The sequence below is a fragment of the Trinickia violacea genome (genome assembly GCF_005280735.1).
GTDB lineage: Bacteria > Pseudomonadota > Gammaproteobacteria > Burkholderiales > Burkholderiaceae > Trinickia_A > Trinickia_A violacea.
Genome location: NZ_CP040077.1, coordinates 167,012 through 186,726, shown reverse-complemented (window position 1 = coordinate 186,726; position 19,715 = coordinate 167,012). Strand labels below are relative to the sequence as shown.

Below are 19,715 nucleotides of genomic sequence, written 5' to 3'. Positions count from 1 at the left end.
GCGTCTCACATTGCCTTTCTTTTCCGTCGCCTCTAACATTTAGGAAATGTTGCGGCCGAACTGGGAGGCACGCGTGACCCTCGATACGTTTTCTCAAAAAATTCTGCGTCTGCTGCAGCTCGACGCGCGACGGTCGGTCCAGGAGATCTCGGATCAGGTCGGCTTGTCCAGCACGCCTTGCTGGCGGCGCATCAAGGACATGGAGCAGTCAGGCGTGATTCAGCGCTATACCGCGCTGCTCGATCGCGAGAAGCTGGGGCTGCATGTCTGCGCGCTGGCTCATATTCATCTGACGAGACACACGGAAGGCGGCGTCGAGCAATTCGAACGCGAAATCGCCACCTGTCCTGAAGTCACCGAGTGCTACAGTACGACCGGGGAAGCGGACTACATTCTGAAAATCGTCGCCCCCGACATCAAAGCGTACGACTCGTTCCTGCACGAGCGCATCTTCAAGATCCCTGCCGTGGCGCAGGTGCGCACCAGCGTAGTGCTGCGCGAGATCAAATTCGATACGCAGTTGCCGCTGTAGCCGCGGCAACCTGTTCCCGCTTAACTGACGCGCGCCGCCGCCTGCCGATCCGGCGAGCGGCTCGCCGTATCGAGCAAGCGTTGCACGGTAATCTTGCGCGCCTCGAGCCGGGCGGCCAGATCGTCGAGGTTCAGGCGGTTTGCCAGGTCGGCGTCGCGCTCGTCTACCGCGAACGTCACCTCGATGTCGAGCCCGCTGCTCAAGTAGTGGAGATTGAGACTGACAGCGCGCAAGCCGCGTTTCGCCAGTTCGGCGTCGAGCGCCTCGATCACCGCTTCGCGCGGCGGCAAGTTCGCGGCCGGGTGTCTCAGCGCATCGTTCTCCGGATCGACGTGGATCAGCGCGTCGAGCACGCGCTTGTCGGTCAGCACGCGCGAACGCGCGGACTCGGCGATGTAGTGCCCCTCCGACACCGAGATCAGCGGATCGACGAGGATATGCGCATCGACGAGCGCCAAGTCGCCCATCTTTCGCGTGCGCAGCTCGTGCACGTCGCGCACGCCAGGCGTCGACATCAACAGCTTGCGCACCTCGTCGGTGGCGTCTTCATCGAGCGCGCGGTCGGACAAGTCCTGCAAGGCATCCCAGCCGAAGGTCCAGCCCATGCGCGCCACCATGAAGCCGACGATCGCCGCCGCGATCGGATCGAGCAGGCGCACGCCCGCGAGACTGCCGACGATGCCGATCGCCACCACCAGCGACGACGCCGCATCAGAACGCGCGTGCCACGCGTTCGCGATCAAGAGCGCCGAGCGCACGCGCTGCGCCTCGCGCAGCATGTAGCGAAAGAGCCCTTCCTTCGAAACCAGCACGAGAATCGCGACGGCCAGTGCGCTGATGTGCACTGCGGGAATGTCGTCGAGATGCGCAAGCCGTTCACCCGCGCGCCACAGCATGCCGACGCCGACAGCGATCAGCAGGGCGCCCAGAAAAAGCGACGCCACGGTTTCGTAGCGGTTATGTCCGTAATTGTGATCGGCATCCGGCTTCGCGCCGCTCGCTTTATTCGCGATTAATACGATGAAATCCGACACGAGATCGGCAAGCGAATGCACGCCATCCGCGATGAGCGCTTGAGAATGAGCGATGACGCCGATAAAGATCTGCAGCGTCGTCAGCACGAGGTTCACCACGATGCTGACGAACGTGGTCTTGCGGGCGACGACCTGCTTTTCGGCCGTATCGGCATCGAAACTGTCGAAACTTTGCGACATGGGTCTACCGTAGCGTTGTTGGTTTTGAATGCGCGAATTCTAGCAGCGCAACCATGACAAACCGTCGCATAGCCCTACATTTTCGTTTTAAATCATATGCTTATCGAAACGCGACGTATTCGTGTTTCGATATCTGCGCGTCCGAGGTGAGAGCGGGCGATCGTTTCACGCCATGCGTAAAGCGATGAAGTCAGACTTTCCATGGACATAAAAAAACCGCGCCCCCTGAAGTGCGCGGTTTTTTGTTTCGGCCGTCGCGGGCTTAAGCAAGCCGCTCGTACCGATGGCCTTTGAGCCGATTACTTCTGAATCAGAAATTGATCGCGATCTTGGCCGGCAATCCATTTCGGCGGTTTGCCGCGGCCCGACCAGGTGCTGCCGCTTTCGGGATCGCGATATTTCGGCGCGACGCCGGCGCGCGGACGGCCAACTTTCGCATGCTTACCGCGACTTACACCGAGTTCGGCAAGCGTAATGCCGTAGTCGGCCATTTTTTGTTTGATCTCGTTAAGCACTTCCGCGTATTCACGCGCCTTCGCCTCTTCGATCTGCTTCTCCAGCTTTTCTCGTTGAGCGAGAAGTTCCTTGTAAGAAGACATACATTCCCTTGTGGTTTCGATAAATGACGCAGGTCTTAAGCCGGCTTGCCATTTCAATGCGTGGTGCCTCGGATATTTCGGAGCGAGATTAGCACAAACAAGAAACCGAAGAAAAGGCTGAAAGACAAAAAAATAAAAAACGGGGATTTCAATTCACTGATTAGCTCGCAGAGCGCATGAGCGTAGACGGCATTTTTACGTTTTGTTGCATATCTTGAAATCAGACAGGTTGGACTAGCCCAACAGGCATAATTCCCAAGGTATGAAATTAATATCAAACCATCTCATAAAAACCTCTCATGCGATGAAAGGTTGGCGGTTAAACAGAGATGAGGTTCGCGGTCATCTTTACTAAAAACGAACTAGTCAGAGTTTTCCCGATTAGGATAAACACGACACTATTTTGCGGCGCGGCGCTCGATGCAATCGGCCAGTGCACTTTCGAGTTCCGCAATGGTCTGTTTCGGCTCGTCGAATGCATCGCGTTCGAGCACGCCGCCGACTTTTAAATCCGCGCCATAGCGGTCCACTCCCGCCAATTCGAGCTGAGCCGAGCGCCGCGGATGATGCGTGAAGAATGCTGTGAGCGCCATTTCTTCTTCGGACGGCAGCGGAGTGAGCGGGTCCAGGTCGGCGGCGTCGAGCCACCCCATTGCACCGAAGCCGCCGATATAGCGCAGCCGCTCGATCGCCATGATCCAAAACGAAAAGTCGCCCAGCGCAAGATAGCGCTCGGCATTGGCGTGATAGCGCAGATAGCGCGCGACGACAGCCGGAGTCGGCTCGAGCGGCTCGAAGCGGCCGATCAGCGTGACTCGCTCCGAGTTCAACACGTCCCCGTCCGGCGCTTGCACGACGAGAAAGCCGGCGCGCGGGTCAGCCTGTAGATTGCGCGTATGTTCGGCGAGCCGGCTCACGAGCACGAGCGGACGATGCCGTGCGTCGGTCGCGAACGGCAGCACGGTTGGGTAAGGGAAACCTTGCGGCTCGCGTGAATGCGTCGCGAGCGTTCCGACGCCGGTTCTATGGAGCAGGTGAAGCGGAGCGTGGGCGGGAATGTTCAAGTCGAGGTCCTCGAGAATTGAGCTGGCTTGCCCGGCCGGGGCACGCCCCACGGCTTGGCCTTGCACAGACAGCTTAGATTACCGCGCAAGCAAGGCGGCAGGCGCTCCGATAGAATCAACGGCTCAGCGGCTACGCGGCGCATCGTAGCGCTTCGCCATTCATCCGCCGCCCATCCACCCGCAACCCGCCGTTTGACGAGCCCTCCGTGTCCGACCACTCCCCCGAACTCGCCCCGCTCCCCGCCGTGCATCGCAACCTGCCGGCGGCGGCGCGCAACCGTGCACGCAATGCAACGATGGCGCTCTTTTTTATCGCCGGCATGGTGTACGCGTCGTGGGGCGTGCACGTGCCGACCGTGCGCGACAAGTTCCATTTGAGCCCGGCGCTGCTGTCGATCGCGCTGCTCGCCGTCGCGGGCGGCTCGATTGCGGCGATGGCGACCAACGCCAAATGGATCGCGCGCGTCGGCACGCGCCGCGCGTGTCTGGCGGGCGGACTCACGATGTCGCTCTGCGCGGCGCTGATTCTCGTCGTGCCGTTCTATTGGCTGTTGCTTCCCGTGCTTGCGCTCTTCGGCGCCGGCATGGCCACGCTCGACGTCGCGATGAACGCCGAAGCGAGCGCCGTCGAGACTGCGCTCGCGCGGCCGATCATGTCGACGCTGCACGGCATGTTCAGCGTCGGCGGGATGGCGGGCGCGGCCGTCGGCGGCGCGCTGCTCTCGCGCGGCATGGCGCCGGCGCTGCACCTCGCGCTCGCGGCGGCGGTGAGCGCGATCGTCCTGTTGCTCGCGTGCCCCGCCGTGCTGCCGCACGTGCCGCATGCCGACGATCCTCACCACCACGGCTCGCGCGCCAACCGCTGGCGCTCGCCGGTGCTGTGGGCGCTCGGCGCCATCGCGCTGATCGCGCTGATCGCCGAAGGCGCGATGTACGACTGGGCGACGGTCTATATGCGCGATGTCGTCGCGGCGACGCCCGCGCTCGCGAGCGCGGCGTACGCGGCGTTTTCCGGCGGCATGGCGGCGGGCCGCTTCGCAGGCGATACCGTGCGCGCCCGCTTCGGCGCGCCGCAGCTCGTGCGGGCGAGCGCATCGCTCGCTTGCGCGGGGATGATCGGCGCATTGCTGCTGCCGTATTCGTTTGCCGCGTTGACGGGCTTCGCGCTGATGGGTCTTGGGCTTGCGAACATGATGCCGGTGCTGTTTGCCGCCGCGGCACGCGTCAAAGGCATTCACGCCGCCGAAGGTCTCGCGCATGTCGCCGGTCTGGCGTACTTCGGCCTGCTCTTCGGTCCGGTCGTGATCGGCGGCGTGACGCAGGCGACGAACCTGTCGATCGGCCTTTCGATCGTCGCGCTATGCGCGGCGCTCGTCGCTTTTGTCGGGCCGAAGGTGCTCGGGAGGCTCCGGATTTGACGCGTCCTCGCGCCGCATAGCGTGAACGATGACAACACACAAAAGCCCATACGAAAAAGCGCGCATGCTGGCAAAGCATCCGCGCTTTTCGTCGCTGCCAGGGGCTGTGACGGCCCCTGAAGCCAACGGAGCAAATTACATCTTCACTTCGCTGAGCAGCGACTTCTTGCCTGCCTTGTAGTTGTAGAGCGAGATCACGCCGTGCTGGAGGTCGCCCTTCGAGTCGAACGTGGTTTCACCAATCACACCCTTGTAGTCGGTGGTCGGCATGACGGCGACGATCTTCGCCGGATCGGTGGAGCCCGCGCGCTTCATCGCGTCGACGATGATGTACACGGCGTCATACGTGAACGGCGCGTAGATCTGGATCGGCTGGCCGAAGCGCTTTTGGAACTTCGCCTGGAACTCCTCACCCGCCTTGCCCATCTTCTCGAGCGACCTGCCTGCCTCCGAGCAGACGACGTTGTCGGTTGCTTCGCCGGCCAAGTCGGCCAGCTTGTCGGTACAGACGCCGTCACCCGCGAGCACCTTCGCGCGCAGGCCCAATTGCTTCGCTTGCTTCGCGAACGGGCCGCCGGTGGCGTCCATGCCGCCGTACATGATCGCGTCCGGGTTTTCGCCCTTGATCTTTGTCAGAATCGCGCGGAAGTCGACGGCCTTGTCGTTGGTTGCGTCATGCGACATCACGTTCATGCCGAGCGACTTGGCGGTCTTCTCGAACTCATTAGCGAGACCTTGGCCGTAAGCGGTCGAGTCGTCGACGATCGCGACGCTCTTGAGCTTCAACTCCTTCGCGGCATAGTTGGCGAGTGCCGGGCCCTGCTGCGCGTCAGTCGCCACCACGCGGAAGGTCGTCTTGAAGCCTTGCTGCGTGAAGGCCGGGTTCGTTGCCGACGGCGTGATCTGCACGATGCCTGCATCGCTGTAGATCTTCGAAGCCGGGATCGACGTGCCTGAGTTCAGGTGGCCCACCACCGCGACGACCTTGTCGTCGACGAGCTTCTGCGCCACTTGGGTCGCCGTACGCGGGTCGGCTGCGTCGTCTTGAGCGTCGAGTTCGAGCGTGACCTTCTGGCCGCCGATCGTGAGACCCTTCGCGTTGATTTCCTCGACCGCGAGGCGCGCACCGTTTTCGTTATCTTTGCCGAGGTGAGCGATTTGCCCAGTCAGCGGTGCGACGTGGCCGATCTTGACGACTTGATCCGCCGCGGCGCCCGTCGCCATCGTCGCAAACAGCATGGCTGCAGCGCTGATCGGCAACAGCTTTTGCATCTTAATATTCATGTAAGTCTCCAGTTTCGGTCCCAAAAACAACGTAATCGCCCTGTGCCCCGCTTCAGTCTTATCCGTATAGATCCCGTTGGACGACCACGCCGGATGCATCGGTCATGCACTTGGCTAAGCACGTGAGCCAACTCGTTTTTGGCAGGTGGCATCCCGTACTTGCGCGCAAGTGTAGGTCATCAAATTAATTTATGGGATTTTTTTGAGAAAGTGGGACGACTACTAATAGCGCGATCGTTCGCAGCGCAATCCGCATACTTGAAGATTGCCCCGAAACGCCCGTCCCATGCGGCTTTCGGCAAAACCAGGGTTTTTGCTGATGCCTGCGATTTGCGTGTGCGAAGGCAGTTGAGACCATTGGCCGCGACGAATATGACGGCTATAAGTCGCGGCTTCCGGAGGCTTTTGCCGCGCTCCATCTATTGAGCCAAATCGGATAAGCGGACTTGCCACGCCATATAGGTCAATGACGGGCCAATGCGCAGCGCGATCGTTTCACTCCATGCACCAAGCCCCGCCGCTTGGCACCGCCTCTGCAACAGTCTCCGATTGGTGGCACACTGGCGGCCCGATTTTCTCCCCCACGTTCTAATAGGAGAGCGACGTGAGCGTCACATCTCGCTGGATCGACATCCCCACCGGCAACGACCACTTTCCTGGCTATCTGGCGTTGCCCAAGGGCGGCAAGGGGCCGGCCGTCGTCATCATTCAGGAAATCTTCGGCGTGAACGGCCATATCCGCTCGGTCGCGGATCAGTACGCGCTCGACGGCTACGTGGCGCTCGCGCCGGACATCTTCTGGCGCACGCAGCCGCGCATCGAACTCGGTTACGAAGGCGCGGATCGCGACAAGGGCATCGAGATCCTGCAGAAGACCGACGTCGACCTCGCAGTGGCCGATATTGGCGCGGCCGCGCAAGCGCTGCGCGCGATGCCCGAAGTGGCGGGCAACGTGGCGGCCATCGGTTATTGCTTCGGCGGACGGCTGGCTTATCTGGCGGCGGCGCAGGGTTCGATCGACGTCGCGGTGGCGTATTACGGCGGCGGCATTCAGAACCTGCTCGATCAAGCGGCCAAGATCAAAGCGCCGATTCAATTCCACTACGCCGAGCTGGATGCGGGCATTCCGCTCGAGGCGGTCGGCCAAGTGAAGGAGCGTTTCGTCGGCCGGGACGACGTCGAGTTCCATTTGTATCCGAACGCGCATCACGGCTTCAATTGCACGGACCGCTCGGCCTACGACCAGCACGCCGCCGCACTCGCGCACGGCCGCACGCTGACGTTCCTCGGCGAGCATCTGTAAGACTTGTCGCTCTGGCTTGCCCATTGCGCGGCAAGCACGACCCGGCCGCGCGGCGCGAAGCCGCGCGGCCGTCCTTCGACCGGCGGCCGCCGCTTGCGGCCGCACCGGGATGAATCAGGCCTTCTTGTTATAGGCGCTGCACCAGCCCTTGCCCGACACCTGCTTGCCGCCGAACATCGGACACGGCGCCCACGCATCGCCCGCCTTGCCTTGGTAGAAGCTGCAGTTGCCGCAATCCTGGCCGGCGGCGTACTTCGCCCATTTGGCCTTGTCGACTTTGGTCGCGTCTTCCTTATAGCCGAGCGCCTGCGCGGTGGGATCGGCTTCGGTCACTTTCGGCGCGTCAGCGAAGGCGGCCTGGCGCGACAACGCGAGCGTCGACGCGACGCCGATGCTCGTGATCAAGAACGTCCGACGAGATGATTTCATTGGGGACTCACTCCACGTTATATGAACTTGGACGCCGTTCTAGCGACGGCCGTGTCAGAGCATAGCAACGAAGCGGCGCCGTGTGGCGCCCGAAATGGTAGAGATAAGGGATTGCTTAGCTGGCGAGGAGCGCGGCTGCCTCGGCCGCGCGCTCGGCCTGCGGTTAGTCATTGGGTCAGGCGCTCGACAAACCGCGCCCCGCCACCTCGCACACGCGCTGCGCGATCGCGAGCGACGCCGTCAAGCCAGGCGACTCGATCCCGAACAGATTCACGAGCCCGCGCACGCCATGCGCGGCCGGCCCCTGGATGACGAAATCGGCGGCCGGCTCGCCGGGGCCGGAGAGCTTCGGACGAATCCCCGCATACGCGGGCTGCAGCGCGCCCTCGGGCAGCGCGGGCCAATATTCGCGGATCGCCGCGTAGAACGAATCGGCGCGATGCGGATCGACGTCGTAATTGATCGCATCGATCCACTCGACATCGGGACCGAAGCGCGCCTGTCCGCCGAGATCGATCGTCAGGTGCACGCCGAGTCCGGCTTCGTTCGGCATCGGGTAGACGAGCCGCGAGAACGGCGCGCGTCCCGACACGGTGAAATAGTTGCCGCGCGCCAGATAGAGCGGCGGCACGTGGCGCGGATCGAGCCCGTGGATCTTGCGCGCGATCGCGTTCGCCTGCAGCCCCGCGCTGTTGACGATGCACGCCGCGCTGATCGTCGTCGGCGACGCGCCGCCGACGCTCACGATGAAGCGCCCGTTGCGGCAATCGATCGATTCGACCGGCGCATGAAACACGCAGACCGCGCCGTCGTTCTCCGCATCGCCTTGCAGCGCGAGCAGCAGTTGATGACTGTCGACGATGCCCGTCTGCGGCGAGAACACCGCGGCGACGCACGACAGCGCGGGCTCGAGTTCATGCGCCTCGTCGCCTGTCATGCGGATCAAGTCCAGCACGCCGTTTTCCTTGCCGCGCGCCTCGATCGCCTGGAGTTGCGGAATCTGGTTGCGCGCCGTGGCGACCAAGAGCTTGCCGCAGCGCTCGTGCGGCACGCCGCGCGCCGCGCAATATTCGTAGAGCATTTCGCGGCCGCGCACGCAGAGCGTCGCTTTCAACGAGCCGCGCGGATAGTACAGGCCCGCGTGAATGACTTCGCTATTGCGCGAGCTCGTGCCGGTGCCGATGGCCTCGGTCGCTTCGAGCACGATCACTTCGCGTCCGCGCGCCGCCAGTGAGCGCGCCACGGCAAGACCGACCACCCCTGCGCCGATCACTACGCATTCGATCTGATCCATATGTGTGTTTGTCCTTGCGGCGCCATGCACTGCGCCTCTCCACCCGCGTTGGACACAGGGTGCGCCAGGCTCGCTGCGCACACTGTTCGCTTTCGCGCTTCACATAAATTGTACGACTTGGAGGAGCACGCAAACGTCCACATCCGTACAACTACTGCGGACGGCGTGACAGGAACGTGACAGAAGCGCGACGATCGTGCGCCAACCGGCATTGGCGTCGGATCGCTTTGGTGAAACCTCGTGCATTTGCGCTCGATCGGGAGATTTTTCACACCAAACCGCGGCGCGCCTCTAGCCGAGCGCCTCAAAAACCGATCGGCTTGCGCCGCGTGCCGTGTTCGAGCCGGATGTCGCCGGGACGCACTTGATCGCGCCCGGCCACGCGCGCCGCGCCGAAGCCGTTCAATATCGCGCGGCGCATGTCGCGCGGCGATGCCAGCGCGAGCGCGTCGAGCGTGTCGTCGGCGAGTGCCGCAGGAAAGCGCTGGCCCCACACGTGTGCCGAGCGGATCTCTTCGTAGATCGACTGCGCGATGCGCCGCGCGCCGTCGCGATCGGGCGCGGCGATTTCGTAGACGCTCATCCGGTCGAGGATCGGCTCGGGGATCGCGCGCTCGTCGTTGGCGGTCGCGATCCAGATCACATGGCCGGCGTTGATCGGGATCTCGGCGAACTCGTCGATGAAGGTGCGCGCGGTCTCTTGCTCGAGCAGCGCGTAGAGCGCGCCGAGCGGATCGTATTGCGAATCGCCGCTCGCCTTGTCGATTTCGTCGATCGCGATCACCGGGTTCGCGTAGCTGCCGTGCACGAGCGCATCGAACACCTTGCCGGGTTTCGCGTTCTTCCACTGCGACGACGCGCCCGACAAGATCCACCCCGCCGTCAGCGAGCTCATCGCCACGTATTGATACGATGTGCCAAGCAAACGCGAGAGCTGCTTCGCGAAATGCGTCTTGCCGATGCCGGGGTCGCCGAGCAAGAGAATCGGCATCAGTTCGAGCCGGTCGTCGGTTTCGAGGCACAGCGCGACTTGCTTGCGCACGTCGTCGAGCGGTTCCGCGAAGTTGGGCAGCGCGTCGATCAGAGCGTCGATCGACGGCATCCGGTTCGGCTTCACGCAAAATCGCAGATTGCCGACCTTCAGCATCTTTTCGTACATGACGCGCAGCGCTTCATTCGCGCCTTCCCCGAGTTCGTTCAGCGCGGTTTCGACCTCGTCGAGATCGTAGACCTTGCTGAACGACGCCAACGCGAGTTCCTGTTTGACCATGGCGGTTGTCATCGCTCACCTCGCTCTTCGTGCGTGCTGACGGTCGGCCCCTGATGCTCGGCCCGATCGGGTATCGATATAACGCGCGATACCTCGATTTGGCGCACATTCCGACACGCCGTGATTTGAGTGTAACGGCGCAATATTCATGCGCAAGCGAGCAGCCGACGCGCTGTGCTGCTGATACGGCGGGCTGCGTTCGGACCGCGCTCGCGCCGACTGAACCCGTCCCCCGCTGCGCAGTCTGAAAACCGTATTTTCGAGAGAGCGTAAGATGGGCGCCTATGCTTTTTAGAGCGCCGTGGAGAGACCCTGCATGTGGAAAGCCCGTGCCGCCGTGCTGTCAGCCGCCTGGTTCACCTTGTCTATCGCCGCGCACGCGCAAACCGCGGCGCAGCCGGCGGTGCACTGGGAGCTGCAGATCATGCGCGACGGGCAGCAGATCGATTCCTTCGACGCCACGACGACGGTCGGCCAGGCGCACACCGAGACGCATCATCACGACGTCACGCATGACGTCGGCTGCAAGGACAAGCCGGCGGGCAACATCGATCTCTCGCGCACGCTGACGGTCTCGCCCACTGAGGCGAGCACCGACTCCGTGACGCTCGCGATCGAAGCGCAGGAAACGCTCGAAGACGACAGCGCGCCGCAAACGGTGGAAGGCTGCAAGCTGCCGCCGCAGCCGCGCGAAGTCACGGCGAGCCACCCTGGACTGACGATACCGAACGGTCAATGGGCAACGTGGACGATCGTCGATAAGAATCCGACGCTGGTATACCGCGTGCGCGCCAGTGTTCCGCCTTTGAAAACGAATTGAAGTGGGAACGACGCGGCAATGCGAAATCCCGAAGAACTGACACAACTGAAACATGAGAGTCCGCTGAAAAAGGACTTCATGGCGGTGAGCTGGAACCTCCACAAAGGCCGCTCACCGCTCGGCTTCACGGCGTGGAACGCGATGCAGCGCTGGGTGGAATCGACGCACGCCGACGCTTACTTTCTGCAGGAAGCGATGGCGCGCCGCATGCCCGGCCCGGTGCTCGCGACGAGCTTCGGCTCGCCCGTCATCCACGATCCGCTCGAAGACGTCTGGCATTGCCAGGCGACCGAAATCGCCCGCTCGCTCGAGCTCGATATCGCGCTCGGGCCGAATGTGTTCAAGCCGTCGTGGCGGCACGGCAATGCGATTTTGTCGCCGCATCCGCTCGATCTCGGCGGGCGCTGGGATATCTCGGCGCACCGCTTCGAGCGCCGCGGGCTGCTCGTCGCGCGGGCGGCGTTCGCGGGGAAATCGGTCACGCTGCTGTGTGCGCACCTCGCGCTCACGCGCGCGGCGCGGCTGCGTCAGATGAACTGGATCGCCCACTGGATCGCGCGCGAGGCGCCCGACGGTCCGCTCGTCCTCGCGGGCGACTTCAACGACTGGCGCAACGATTCGGTGCCGCTCTTCGGCGAGCTCGGCCTGCGCGAAGTGGCGACGTGGCTCGGCGAAGCGGGCCGCACGTTTCCAGCGTTCTCGCCGGCGCTCGCGCTCGACAAGATGTTCGTGCGCGGCATGCGGCCCGTCGAATGGATTCAGCCGGCGCAGGAAACGGCTTGGTTGTCGGACCATCTGCCGTACATGGCTCGGCTGCGGCTCGAATGAGCGCGGCAACGGTCGTGTCAGTGGCAACGCTCGTATAAGGGATTTCCCGCTCGCGATTTTCTGCATGCAGATACAGTAGCGGCTTCACGCCACCGCCTAGCCCGAGGCACGCCATAGTGCATTACCTGCCGATCCTGCTGCAAATCGCCGTCGTCTACCTGGTCGCCGCCATCAGCCCGGGACCGAACTTCTTCATGATCACGCAGCTCTCGCTCTCGGGCCGGCGCGGGCTCGGCGCCGCTTCGGCGCTCGGCGTCGGCACGGCATCGGTGACGTGGGCGACGCTTGCGATGCTTGGCCTCGCGGCCGTCCTGCAGCAGATCGAGTGGCTCTACACCGGCATCCGGATCATGGGCGCGGTCTACCTCGTCTACTTCGGGCTCAAGCTGCTGCGCTCGAGCGCCAAGGCCGAACCGGCGGCGGCCGCCGCCCCGGACACCGCCGAGCCCGAGGCACACGATGTCGCAGCCTATTGGCGCGCGTATCGGTCCGGTCTCGTCACCTGCCTCACCAATCCGAAATCCTGCGTGTTCTGGACCAGCGTGTTCGCGGCCATGTTTCCCGCGCATCCGCCGCTCTGGTTCTACGGCGTGGTGCTCGCGATGATCGGCGTGCTGTCGGCCGGGTGGTACGGCGGCGTCGCGCTGATGTTCGCGTCCGAGCGCACGCAGCGCGGCTACCGCAAGCTGCGCCGGCCGATCGATGGCCTGTGCGGCGCCGCGCTGGTCGGCCTGGGCGCGAAGCTCGTCGCCGAGCGCTAAAGCCCGCCCCCTTATACCGTCGAGTTATTTCGATATGTAAGGGGTGTCGAAGACGCATAACGCGTGCCGCGTTAAAATGCGCGTTTTCCCGTCGTTTTGCGACTCCCTGTCCGGCGCCATCGGCGCCCCGGCGCAGCGGCGCATCTCCAAGAAGCCATGAGCAACCTGAATTCTCAAACCGTTCTCTCCGTCCATCACTGGACCGACACGCTTTTCAGCTTCACCTGCACGCGCGACGCGGGGTTCCGCTTCGAAAACGGCCAATTCACGATGGTCGGCCTCGAGGTCGAGGGTAAGCCGCTGATCCGCGCCTACAGCATGGCGAGCGCCAACTACGAAGAAAACCTGGAATTCCTGAGCATCAAGGTTCAGGACGGCCCGCTGACCTCGCGCCTGCAGCACCTCAAGGTGGGCGACCAGGTGCTGATCGGCAAGAAGCCGACCGGCACGCTGATGTGCGACAACCTGTTGCCGGGCAAGACGCTGTGGCTGCTGTCGACCGGCACGGGCCTCGCGCCGTTCATGTCGATCATCAAAGATCCGGACGTCTACGATCGCTACGAAAAGATCGTGCTGACACACACCTGCCGGTTCGTCGACGAACTCGCGTACAACGAATACATCACCGATCACCTGCCGGCGCACGAGCACATCGGCGAGCTGGTGAGCGAAAAACTCGTCTACTACCCGACCGTTACGCGCGAAACGTTCCAGAACCGGGGCCGGATCACCGAGCTGATCGACACGAAGAAGCTGTTCGAAGACCTCGAGGTGCCGCCGTTCTCGAAAGAGAACGACCGCGTCATGCTGTGCGGCAGCCCGCACATGCTGCGCGACACGCGCGAGTTGCTCGACGGTCTCGGCTTCGAGGAAGGCAGCAACAATGCGCCGGGCCACTATGTCGTCGAAAAGGCGTTCGTCGGCTGATCGAGGGCGATCAGTGCAGATTTAGTCTGACGAATATCTTAAAAACCGGAGCCGCGCGCTCCGGTTTTTTTATGTCGACCCGAGTTAGCGCTTCAGCGGTTACTCGGGTCCCATGCAAAGCTGCACAGCGGATTGCCGCATGCGCCTGCGCGGCCCGTCCCGCTCATTGCCGCAGTTCCGCCCAACCTGTCCTAACGTTACAAATCAATTCCTTACCGCCACTTTTCATGTCGGTGTTTTTCCTACACGAAAACCCGCGCCAGATGTGAATCTTTGATGGCAAACAACACTGGAAGCCTTGTCTCATCAGACTTTTAAATTGTTTTGGGATATCATCGCGGCGCGGTGGGAAGGTTTTGAAACAATCATAGGGTTAGCGTCGATTTGTTACGAGATGTAAAAAACGTTACGCTGTGCCGTTACCGTTTGTCCGTCGCGCCTCGTCTTTTTGACCGCTTTGGCGGCGGCTTTTGAGACGCGCCGGAAGCCTGCTTGTGTGACCCGTAGGGAAATCCATGGACACGTCGATTGTCGTACCAATCAACGCGATCACCTCACTTGCGCTGCCGAGCGAGGCGGGCCGCGCGCACGGCATCGACCCCTTCACCCAAGCCGAACATCTCGAGGCCCGGCGCGCCGCGGAGCGCGAAGCCGAGGCGCTGCGCAAACGTGTGCGCGAGCTCGCGGCCGAGCTGACGGTCGCCCATGAAGACGCGCGCGCCTATCTGGCGCAGGAGCTGCACGACAGCGTCGGCGCCGAGCTGACCGCGGCCCGCTTCGCGCTCGCCAACGCCGAACACCGCCTGCCCGCCGGCGCCGACCCGCAATGTGCGGCGGCCCTCGCCGTCGCCCAGCAGTCGCTCGACGCCGCGAGCGATGCGAGCCGCCGCATCGTCGAGCACCTGCACGCGCGCCCGCTCGACGCGGGCATCGTCAGCGCGCTGTCGCAGTGGACCGAGGGCTTCGCCGCCCGCACGCGGCTCAGGACGAGCTTCGTCTGCGCCGCCGACGTCCGCATCACCCAACTCCCCTACGGCGCGGCGCTCGCGATCTTCCGCGTCGCCCAAGAAGCGCTCTCGAACGTCGCGAAACACGCCGGCGCGTCGTGCGCCAACGTGCGCATCGAGACCGACCGCCGCCATCTGACGGTGGTCGTCGAGGACGACGGCCGCGGCATCGGACGCCGCGCCCGCAAGGACACGAGCGGCTTCGGCCTCGCCGGCATGCGCGCGCGCTGCGACGCGTTCGGCGGCAAGCTGCGCATCGTGTCGCCCAAGCCGGACAGCAAGCAGGAGACTGCGCAAGCGAGCGGCACGACGGTGCGTGCCCGCTTCGCGTGGCAATCGATGCTCGAAGCCGACGCGCCGTGCCGCAACGTCTCGCTGTTCGTGAGGCCGGCCCGATGACGCTGCGCATTCTCCTCGTCGACGACCACGTGATCGTTCGCCAGGGCGTGCGGCAATTGCTGCTCGATCGCGGCATTGCGCGCGAGGTCGTCGAGGCCGACAACGGCGCGCAAGCGCTCGCGAGCATCGACAAGACCGTGTTCGACGCGACCCTGCTCGACATCTCGCTGCCGGACATGAACGGCGTCGAAGTGTTGAAGCGCATGAAGCGCAAGGTGCCGCGCCTGCCGGTGATGATGTTTTCGATGTACCGCGAAGATCAGTACGCGGTGCGCGCGCTGAAAGCGGGCGCGGCCGGCTATCTGTCGAAGACGGTCAACGCCGCGCAGATGATCGAGGCGATCCAGCAAGTCGCCGCCGGCCGCAAGTACGTGAGCCCCGCGATGGCGGAAGCGCTCGCCGACTACGTCTCGTTCGACGGCGAGCAATTGCCGCACGAAAAGCTGTCGGACCGCGAATACCAGACGCTGTGCATGCTCGCGTCGGGCAAGCGTCTGACCGACATCGCGAACGCACTGTCGCTGTCGGTGAAGACGGTGAGCGTGTACCGCTCGCGACTGCTGGAAAAGATGAAACTCAACAACAACGCCGAGTTGACGTTCTACGTGATGAGCAATCGTCTCGTCGACCTCAATCCGGCGATGACCGCATAAACGCCACGGGGGGCGCCAGAAGACGCTGTCAAGCAGCGCGAGATCAAAGATGTGGTTCCCAACGGCTCCCGCGCCCGGCGCAGGGAGCCGTTTTTTTATCCCGGCTCCAAAAGTGCCGCTCTGTCTCGTCAGAGGATTGGCGATAGTCTTTCCGCAGCCGTTCATCCGCACCCGTCCATGCGCACCCCGGCAAGGGTGCGCTGCGACATCCGCTAAAATCTCGGGTTCTCGAAATTCCGGCGAAGCGCGCGGCGCCTGCCGCCTCGCTCGCCAACCAGGAGACCTCGTCCCAAATGTCCCTTTTCCGCAAGAAAAACGTTGAACACATGATCGCCGGGGCGCACGCCGCCGGCTTGAAGAAAGCGCTCGGCGCGCTCGACCTCACCTTCCTCGGCATCGGCGCGATCATCGGCACCGGCATCTTCGTGCTGACCGGCACGGGCGCCGTACAGGCCGGTCCGGCGCTGATGCTGTCGTTCGTGCTCGCTGCGATCGCGTGCTGCCTCGCGGCGCTTTCCTATGCGGAATTCGCGTCGACGATTCCGGTCGCCGGCTCCATCTATACGTATTCGTATGCGACCTTGGGCGAATTGGTCGCGTGGATCATCGGCTGGGACTTGATGCTCGAGTACGGGCTGGCTGCATCGGCGGTGTCGGTGGGGTGGTCGGGCTACCTGCAGTCGCTGCTCTCGGGCTTCGGCATCTCGCTGCCGGTCGCGCTGACGGCGGCTCCCGGCGCGCTGCCTGGGGTCGCGACGCTCTTCAACCTGCCCGCGTTCCTCGTGATGTTTGTGATCACCGCGCTGCTGTCGGTGGGCGTGCGCGAATCGACGCGCGTGAACAACATCATGGTGGCGATCAAGGTGACGGTGGTGCTGCTCGTGATCGCCGTGGGCGTGTTCCATGTGACGCCGGCCAACTGGCATCCGTTCATGCCGCACGGCATGAACGGCGTGTTCGGCGCGGCGGCGGTGATGTTCTTCGCGTTCATCGGGTTCGACGCGGTGTCGTCGGCGGCCGAGGAAGTCGGCAATCCGAAGCGCGACTTGCCGATCGGGATCATCGCGTCGCTGGCCGTTTGCGCCGTGCTGTACGTGGCGGTGGCGGCGGTGGTGACGGGCATCGTGCCGTCGGCGCAGTTCGCGAACATTTCGCACCCGGTGTCGTACGTGCTGCAAGTGGCGGGAGAGAAGTGGGTGGCGGGCTTCATCGACCTGGGCGCCGTGCTTGGCATGCTGACCGTGATTCTCGTGATGAGCTACGGGCAGACGCGGATCATCTTTGCGATGTCGCGGGACGGGTTGTTGCCGAAGGCGCTTTCGCGAGTGCATCCTCGCTTCGCTACGCCGTTTTTGACGACTTGGATCGTGGGGCTGTTTTTTGGGCTCATCGGCGCCCTGGTGCCTTTGAATGTGCTCGCCGAGCTGATCAATATCGGGACTTTGGCGGCTTTCTCGATGGTGTCCATTGCGGTGCTTGTGCTGCGGCGCACGCATCCTGAATTGCCGCGTGCTTTTAAGTGCCCTGGCGTGCCTGTTGTGCCTGTTCTGGCTGTCGCCTCTTGTCTGTTCTTGATGGTGCATCTGCAAGCCATTACCTGGATCGCGTTCTTGGTTTGGCTCGTCATCGGGATGGTTGTTTATTTCGGGTATTCGCGGCATCACTCGAAGTTGGCGCATTCTGGGCAGCATTGAGTTTTTTTATTTGCGCTCCGCGCCGGTAGGGGTGGTGTTTGGGGTGCTTGTTTGTGCAAGAGCGGTGCTTCTGGGGTATTCGGGGGTGCCGCTTTTTTTCGTCTAGCCGACGGTTTTTTTTGCCTGCGGCGCGGTTTTGTTCGTTCGCTTGGGTTTGTCGTGCAACTTTGAATTCGCGCCGTTCCGTACAGTCCGTCCCTCCCCGGGACCGGGGTTACTTTTGTCCTTGCCAAAAGTAACCAAAAGCGCGTCCTCGCCGGACGGCCCGCCCGGAGGCACTCAACCCTGTTAGTACCGGTGTTCCAAGGGCAACCGTGGGAAACCGCTATCGCTCGACGCGCGGCCCAGTAGCACGCGGCACAGAATTTCGTCCGTTCGCGTCAAATCGGCGATGGAGGTCAGGAAAGGTCTAAAGAGGCTGTCTTGCGGTGGGCCCATGCGCTTGGGCTTGGGCTTGGGCTTGGGCTTGGGCTTGGGCTTGGGCTTGGGCTTGGGCTTGGGCTTGGGCTTGGGCTTCGGCTTCGGCTTCGGCTTCGGCTTCGGCTTCGGCTTGCTTCCAATCGTAGGCAACGGGGGGTGCGGGCAAACCGGTAGCTTCGATTTGGTTCGAACGGACCTCATCACGTGCCGCGTACTGATATGACTCCCGCTGTCAATCGGGATCGGTTTTCCAGTTTTCAACTGCATGTTGTCCGAATTTCCTGAGGGCGGCGTAGCAGTAAGTCTCGACGGTGGATCACGCTGATATCCGCGGGTTGGCTACCGCATTACAGATGTCCGCCCAATAAGCCTACCGCTATCTAACGCCGCAAGTCGGATGCAATCCGTTGCGTAGTACGCTCGCGGGTTACTCAGGTGCCGGGCTACGCCGCCCTCAGGAAACACCTTCTCAAGTGGCCAGGGTAATTCAAGCGTCGCGCAGGCGTTGCGTCACGCCATGCGCACCTCGGGCCGCGCGGCGAGCGACATCGCGAGCCGGCTGATGTCCCAGATGAAGCCGCTCAGTTCCCGGGCGAGCGCGACGACCGCAATGTTCTTTGGCTTGCCACGTGCGACAAGCTTGCGATAACGCCCACACAGGCGCACCTGCGCATCCCAGGCACGATCAACGATGGGTTTGGGGATGCCCTCGTGGCGACGCTGAATCTCCGGACTCACACGGGCCGGATGCTGGTAGCTCCAAGCGGCTTCGACAAGCAGCTTTCTCGCATAGCTGTTGCCGTTCTTGGTGATACTGCCTTGACGGCGCTTCTCGCCCGACGAATGCTCGCATGGCGTCACCCCCAGCCAAGCCATCAACTGGCGTGGCTGGGCAAAGCGCGATAGATCGCCCAGTTCGGCAAGCAGGCCCACCGCCGTAGTGAACTGCACGCCGCGCATGGCCTGCAGGCACAGCACCGCTGGATAAAAGCGCCAGTCGACGGCCGCCTCGCGCAACGCGGTCTCCAACCGTTCGCATTGCGCGAGACGATCCTCGATCGTGCGCCGATGTTCCTCGAACGCCAGTTGCTGCCAGGCGCTGTCGAACGCAAATGTGCTCAGCCAGCGCCGGTGCGCAGGTCCCCAGTCGGCTCGGCCGGCATAACGCACATCGTGCGAGAGTAGAAAGCCCTTCAGGCGTTGCCGTGCACGTTTCAGATCGTCCTGGCGCTGGCCCACGCGCGGGCCAGATCGCGAAATGCTTCGTCTTCGACGCTGGGCACATAGACCGCTGACAGGTCGCCGGCACGCAGTGCCTGCACCAATTGATCGCATCGCGCCGATCGGTCTTCACGCGCTCTCCCGGCTTCCTGGGAATCAAGGACGGAGCGCACACCATGCAGTCGAACCCCTTCTGCGCGAGCTGGCGGTAAAGCGCGTAGCCGCACGGCCCCGCTTCGTAGACGATGCCGATGCGCCGCGCCTTCGACTGCAGGCGCTTGCACAGGCGATCGATATCCGTCTTGGTCGTACCGATCTTGCTAAGCAGTTCGACCTCGCCCGCGCCAAGCGCATAGGCGACCGTGATCGAATCCTTATGGACATCAAGACCGACGTACAGAGTGCTATCGTGTTCCATGCTGGCCTCCGCGGTGGACATCGCCGGGTGTGGCCCTGTCCACACCGTGCGGCTCTGGCAGCGATGCTAACCCGCGTTTGATGCCTCGCGGCGGGCCAGCCTCTACCTCACGGGAGTCATACTGACTAACGGGACTCACGGCGAGCAATAACGGTTTCCC

At 63.1% G+C, this 19,715-nt stretch carries 17 protein-coding genes and 1 pseudogene; 10 read left to right on the top strand and 8 right to left on the bottom strand.

What is annotated here, in order from left to right:
• Positions 1-73 precede the first annotated feature (73 nt).
• Entirely contained in the window at positions 74-532 is a 459-nt protein-coding gene (locus tag FAZ95_RS00800; RefSeq protein ID WP_085228732.1) for an Lrp/AsnC family transcriptional regulator, read from the top strand.
• Between the two features lie 20 nt (positions 533-552).
• Here the strand turns inward: FAZ95_RS00800 and FAZ95_RS00795 are convergent, their stop codons facing one another.
• The 3 genes from FAZ95_RS00795 to FAZ95_RS00785 all read right to left on the bottom strand — a co-directional run bounded on the left by FAZ95_RS00795 (position 553) and on the right by FAZ95_RS00785 (position 3,409).
• Positions 553-1,746, bottom strand: coding sequence for a cation diffusion facilitator family transporter (locus tag FAZ95_RS00795; RefSeq protein WP_137330691.1), 1,194 nt, complete (start codon positions 1,744-1,746; stop codon positions 553-555).
• Positions 1,747-2,045: 299 nt separating this feature from the next.
• Positions 2,046-2,345, bottom strand: a complete 300-nt coding sequence (locus FAZ95_RS00790) for an H-NS histone family protein (protein ID WP_137330690.1) — start codon at positions 2,343-2,345, stop codon at positions 2,046-2,048.
• Positions 2,346-2,743: 398 nt separating this feature from the next.
• Positions 2,744-3,409: a HugZ family pyridoxamine 5'-phosphate oxidase gene (locus FAZ95_RS00785; protein WP_137330689.1), complete on the bottom strand. Its 666-nt coding sequence runs from the start codon at positions 3,407-3,409 to the stop codon at positions 2,744-2,746.
• A gap of 206 nt (positions 3,410-3,615) precedes the next feature.
• On the opposite strand from FAZ95_RS00785, the gene FAZ95_RS00780 reads away from it, so the two are divergent.
• Entirely contained in the window at positions 3,616-4,827 is a 1,212-nt protein-coding gene (locus FAZ95_RS00780; protein ID WP_137330688.1) for an MFS transporter, read from the top strand.
• Positions 4,828-4,962: 135 nt separating this feature from the next.
• On the opposite strand, the gene FAZ95_RS00775 is transcribed toward FAZ95_RS00780, so the two are convergent.
• A complete protein-coding gene (locus tag FAZ95_RS00775; protein WP_137330687.1) occupies positions 4,963-6,111 on the bottom strand; it encodes a branched-chain amino acid ABC transporter substrate-binding protein in 1,149 nt (382 codons plus the stop codon).
• Between the two features lie 604 nt (positions 6,112-6,715).
• On the opposite strand from FAZ95_RS00775, the gene FAZ95_RS00770 reads away from it, so the two are divergent.
• A complete protein-coding gene (locus FAZ95_RS00770; protein WP_137330686.1) occupies positions 6,716-7,414 on the top strand; it encodes a dienelactone hydrolase family protein in 699 nt (232 codons plus the stop codon).
• Positions 7,415-7,528: 114 nt separating this feature from the next.
• On the opposite strand, the gene FAZ95_RS00765 is transcribed toward FAZ95_RS00770, so the two are convergent.
• The 3 genes from FAZ95_RS00765 to FAZ95_RS00755 form a co-directional block, all read right to left on the bottom strand.
• Positions 7,529-7,843 (bottom strand): high-potential iron-sulfur protein, encoded by a 315-nt coding sequence (locus FAZ95_RS00765; RefSeq protein ID WP_137330685.1) that lies wholly within the window; start codon positions 7,841-7,843, stop codon positions 7,529-7,531.
• 175 nt (positions 7,844-8,018) lie between these two features.
• A complete protein-coding gene (locus FAZ95_RS00760; protein ID WP_137330684.1) occupies positions 8,019-9,137 on the bottom strand; it encodes an NAD(P)/FAD-dependent oxidoreductase in 1,119 nt (372 codons plus the stop codon).
• 304 nt (positions 9,138-9,441) lie between these two features.
• The gene (locus tag FAZ95_RS00755; protein WP_137330683.1) at positions 9,442-10,419 is read right to left on the bottom strand and encodes an AAA family ATPase; all 978 of its coding nucleotides are present in this window, start codon (positions 10,417-10,419) and stop codon (positions 9,442-9,444) included.
• 304 nt (positions 10,420-10,723) lie between these two features.
• Here FAZ95_RS00755 and FAZ95_RS00750 point away from each other — a divergent pair, with 304 nt between their 5' ends.
• The 7 genes from FAZ95_RS00750 (at position 10,724) to bcaP (ending at position 17,496) form a co-directional block, all read left to right on the top strand.
• Positions 10,724-11,227, top strand: coding sequence for a hypothetical protein (locus FAZ95_RS00750; RefSeq protein WP_137330682.1), 504 nt, complete (start codon positions 10,724-10,726; stop codon positions 11,225-11,227).
• Between the two features lie 18 nt (positions 11,228-11,245).
• Positions 11,246-12,055, top strand: a complete 810-nt coding sequence (locus tag FAZ95_RS00745; protein WP_137330681.1) for an endonuclease/exonuclease/phosphatase family protein — start codon at positions 11,246-11,248, stop codon at positions 12,053-12,055.
• A 116-nt stretch (positions 12,056-12,171) separates the two neighbouring features.
• A complete protein-coding gene (locus FAZ95_RS00740; RefSeq protein ID WP_175425485.1) occupies positions 12,172-12,816 on the top strand; it encodes a LysE family translocator in 645 nt (214 codons plus the stop codon).
• 156 nt (positions 12,817-12,972) lie between these two features.
• Entirely contained in the window at positions 12,973-13,743 is a 771-nt protein-coding gene (locus FAZ95_RS00735) for a ferredoxin--NADP reductase (protein ID WP_137330679.1), read from the top strand.
• A gap of 515 nt (positions 13,744-14,258) precedes the next feature.
• Complete coding sequence (locus FAZ95_RS00730; RefSeq protein ID WP_137330678.1) at positions 14,259-15,149, top strand: sensor histidine kinase; 891 nt, start codon at positions 14,259-14,261, stop codon at positions 15,147-15,149.
• A complete protein-coding gene (gene rqpR / locus FAZ95_RS00725) occupies positions 15,146-15,802 on the top strand; it encodes a response regulator transcription factor RqpR (RefSeq protein WP_137330677.1) in 657 nt (218 codons plus the stop codon). The genes FAZ95_RS00730 and rqpR overlap by 4 nt, the downstream gene beginning before the upstream one ends.
• Before the next feature lie 293 nt (positions 15,803-16,095).
• A complete protein-coding gene (bcaP, locus tag FAZ95_RS00720; protein ID WP_137330676.1) occupies positions 16,096-17,496 on the top strand; it encodes a branched-chain amino acid transporter BcaP in 1,401 nt (466 codons plus the stop codon).
• Between the two features lie 930 nt (positions 17,497-18,426).
• Here bcaP and FAZ95_RS00710 read toward each other — a convergent pair.
• Positions 18,427-19,555 (bottom strand): annotated as a pseudogene (locus FAZ95_RS00710) (IS110 family RNA-guided transposase).
• Positions 19,556-19,715: the final 160 nt, after the last annotated feature.

Coding starts and splice junctions, on each gene's coding strand:
- FAZ95_RS00795 (WP_137330691.1), bottom strand. CDS start 1,746: ATGTCGCAAAGTTTCGACAGTTTCGATGCCGATACGGCCGAAAAGCAG.
- FAZ95_RS00790 (WP_137330690.1), bottom strand. CDS start 2,345: ATGTCTTCTTACAAGGAACTTCTCGCTCAACGAGAAAAGCTGGAGAAG.
- FAZ95_RS00775 (WP_137330687.1), bottom strand. CDS start 6,111: ATGAATATTAAGATGCAAAAGCTGTTGCCGATCAGCGCTGCAGCCATG.
- FAZ95_RS00765 (WP_137330685.1), bottom strand. CDS start 7,843: ATGAAATCATCTCGTCGGACGTTCTTGATCACGAGCATCGGCGTCGCG.
- FAZ95_RS00760 (WP_137330684.1), bottom strand. CDS start 9,137: ATGGATCAGATCGAATGCGTAGTGATCGGCGCAGGGGTGGTCGGTCTT.
- FAZ95_RS00755 (WP_137330683.1), bottom strand. CDS start 10,419: ATGACAACCGCCATGGTCAAACAGGAACTCGCGTTGGCGTCGTTCAGC.
- FAZ95_RS00750 (WP_137330682.1), top strand. CDS start 10,724: ATGTGGAAAGCCCGTGCCGCCGTGCTGTCAGCCGCCTGGTTCACCTTG.
- FAZ95_RS00745 (WP_137330681.1), top strand. CDS start 11,246: ATGCGAAATCCCGAAGAACTGACACAACTGAAACATGAGAGTCCGCTG.
- FAZ95_RS00735 (WP_137330679.1), top strand. CDS start 12,973: ATGAGCAACCTGAATTCTCAAACCGTTCTCTCCGTCCATCACTGGACC.
- FAZ95_RS00730 (WP_137330678.1), top strand. CDS start 14,259: ATGGACACGTCGATTGTCGTACCAATCAACGCGATCACCTCACTTGCG.
- rqpR (WP_137330677.1), top strand. CDS start 15,146: ATGACGCTGCGCATTCTCCTCGTCGACGACCACGTGATCGTTCGCCAG.
- bcaP (WP_137330676.1), top strand. CDS start 16,096: ATGTCCCTTTTCCGCAAGAAAAACGTTGAACACATGATCGCCGGGGCG.